Source organism: Hymenobacter persicinus (assembly GCF_004167665.1).
In the GTDB taxonomy this organism is placed as follows: Bacteria; Bacteroidota; Bacteroidia; order Cytophagales; family Hymenobacteraceae; genus Hymenobacter; species Hymenobacter persicinus.
Genome location: NZ_SEWE01000133.1, coordinates 1 through 2,042 on the forward strand (window position 1 = coordinate 1; position 2,042 = coordinate 2,042).

General features: G+C 47.4%; 5 tRNA genes. All 5 read left to right on the forward strand.

Features of this window, described 5'->3' with window-relative positions:
* The first annotated feature begins 335 nt into the window (after nucleotides 1–335).
* The 5 genes from EWM57_RS20950 to EWM57_RS20970 all read left to right on the forward strand — a co-directional run bounded on the left by EWM57_RS20950 (nucleotide 336) and on the right by EWM57_RS20970 (nucleotide 2,015).
* Nucleotides 336–407: transfer RNA gene (locus EWM57_RS20950), tRNA-Glu, on the forward strand.
* 330 nt (nucleotides 408–737) lie between these two features.
* Nucleotides 738–809, forward strand: a tRNA-Glu gene (locus EWM57_RS20955).
* A 330-nt stretch (nucleotides 810–1,139) separates the two neighbouring features.
* Nucleotides 1,140–1,211: transfer RNA gene (locus EWM57_RS20960), tRNA-Glu, on the forward strand.
* Nucleotides 1,212–1,541: 330 nt separating this feature from the next.
* Nucleotides 1,542–1,613 (forward strand) — tRNA-Glu (locus EWM57_RS20965).
* A gap of 330 nt (nucleotides 1,614–1,943) precedes the next feature.
* Nucleotides 1,944–2,015: transfer RNA gene (locus EWM57_RS20970), tRNA-Glu, on the forward strand.
* Nucleotides 2,016–2,042 lie beyond the last annotated feature (27 nt).

Here is a 2,042-nt window from a genome sequence, read left to right on the forward strand (position 1 = left end):
GACTACTACCCCCGCGTTTTGCGACTCAACAAAGCCCGCTTCCTCCCCGGAAGCGGGCTTTTTGTTTGTATTTTATTAGCGTCCCTTTTGCCGATGACGAATGAGTTCATAAAACTCACGCAGTACGCGTTTTCTGAATAGCATTTGTTAGGACAGCCATAAAACTCCTTTGCCTTCTAGGCTAATTTTTTGGCAATAGCTGCGTGAGCCGAGCTTGCTTCACGGAAGTCTTAGAGCAGCTTCACAAAAATTTACGCAGAAGTTTGCCGCAGGTATTGCGTTGCACCGCAACGTTATTACCTTTGCAGCACCAAAACGCCACCGGTTTATTATCTGGTCCGTTCGTCTAGGGGTTAGGACAGTAGATTTTCATTCTACCAACAGGGGTTCGATTCCCCTACGGACTACTACCCCCGCGTTTTGCGACTCAACAAAGCCCGCTTCCTCCCCGGAAGCGGGCTTTTTGTTTGTATTTTATTAGCGTCCCTTTTGCCGATGACGAATGAGTTCATAAAACTCACGCAGTACGCGTTTTCTGAATAGCATTTGTTAGGACAGCCATAAAACTCCTTTGCCTTCTAGGCTAATTTTTTGGCAATAGCTGCGTGAGCCGAGCTTGCTTCACGGAAGTCTTAGAGCAGCTTCACAAAAATTTACGCAGAAGTTTGCCGCAGGTATTGCGTTGCACCGCAACGTTATTACCTTTGCAGCACCAAAACGCCACCGGTTTATTATCTGGTCCGTTCGTCTAGGGGTTAGGACAGTAGATTTTCATTCTACCAACAGGGGTTCGATTCCCCTACGGACTACTACCCCCGCGTTTTGCGACTCAACAAAGCCCGCTTCCTCCCCGGAAGCGGGCTTTTTGTTTGTATTTTATTAGCGTCCCTTTTGCCGATGACGAATGAGTTCATAAAACTCACGCAGTACGCGTTTTCTGAATAGCATTTGTTAGGACAGCCATAAAACTCCTTTGCCTTCTAGGCTAATTTTTTGGCAATAGCTGCGTGAGCCGAGCTTGCTTCACGGAAGTCTTAGAGCAGCTTCACAAAAATTTACGCAGAAGTTTGCCGCAGGTATTGCGTTGCACCGCAACGTTATTACCTTTGCAGCACCAAAACGCCACCGGTTTATTATCTGGTCCGTTCGTCTAGGGGTTAGGACAGTAGATTTTCATTCTACCAACAGGGGTTCGATTCCCCTACGGACTACTACCCCCGCGTTTTGCGACTCAACAAAGCCCGCTTCCTCCCCGGAAGCGGGCTTTTTGTTTGTATTTTATTAGCGTCCCTTTTGCCGATGACGAATGAGTTCATAAAACTCACGCAGTACGCGTTTTCTGAATAGCATTTGTTAGGACAGCCATAAAACTCCTTTGCCTTCTAGGCTAATTTTTTGGCAATAGCTGCGTGAGCCGAGCTTGCTTCACGGAAGTCTTAGAGCAGCTTCACAAAAATTTACGCAGAAGTTTGCCGCAGGTATTGCGTTGCACCGCAACGTTATTACCTTTGCAGCACCAAAACGCCACCGGTTTATTATCTGGTCCGTTCGTCTAGGGGTTAGGACAGTAGATTTTCATTCTACCAACAGGGGTTCGATTCCCCTACGGACTACTACCCCCGCGTTTTGCGACTCAACAAAGCCCGCTTCCTCCCCGGAAGCGGGCTTTTTGTTTGTATTTTATTAGCGTCCCTTTTGCCGATGACGAATGAGTTCATAAAACTCACGCAGTACGCGTTTTCTGAATAGCATTTGTTAGGACAGCCATAAAACTCCTTTGCCTTCTAGGCTAATTTTTTGGCAATAGCTGCGTGAGCCGAGCTTGCTTCACGGAAGTCTTAGAGCAGCTTCACAAAAATTTACGCAGAAGTTTGCCGCAGGTATTGCGTTGCACCGCAACGTTATTACCTTTGCAGCACCAAAACGCCACCGGTTTATTATCTGGTCCGTTCGTCTAGGGGTTAGGACAGTAGATTTTCATTCTACCAACAGGGGTTCGATTCCCCTACGGACTACTACCCCCGCGTTTTGCGACTCAACAA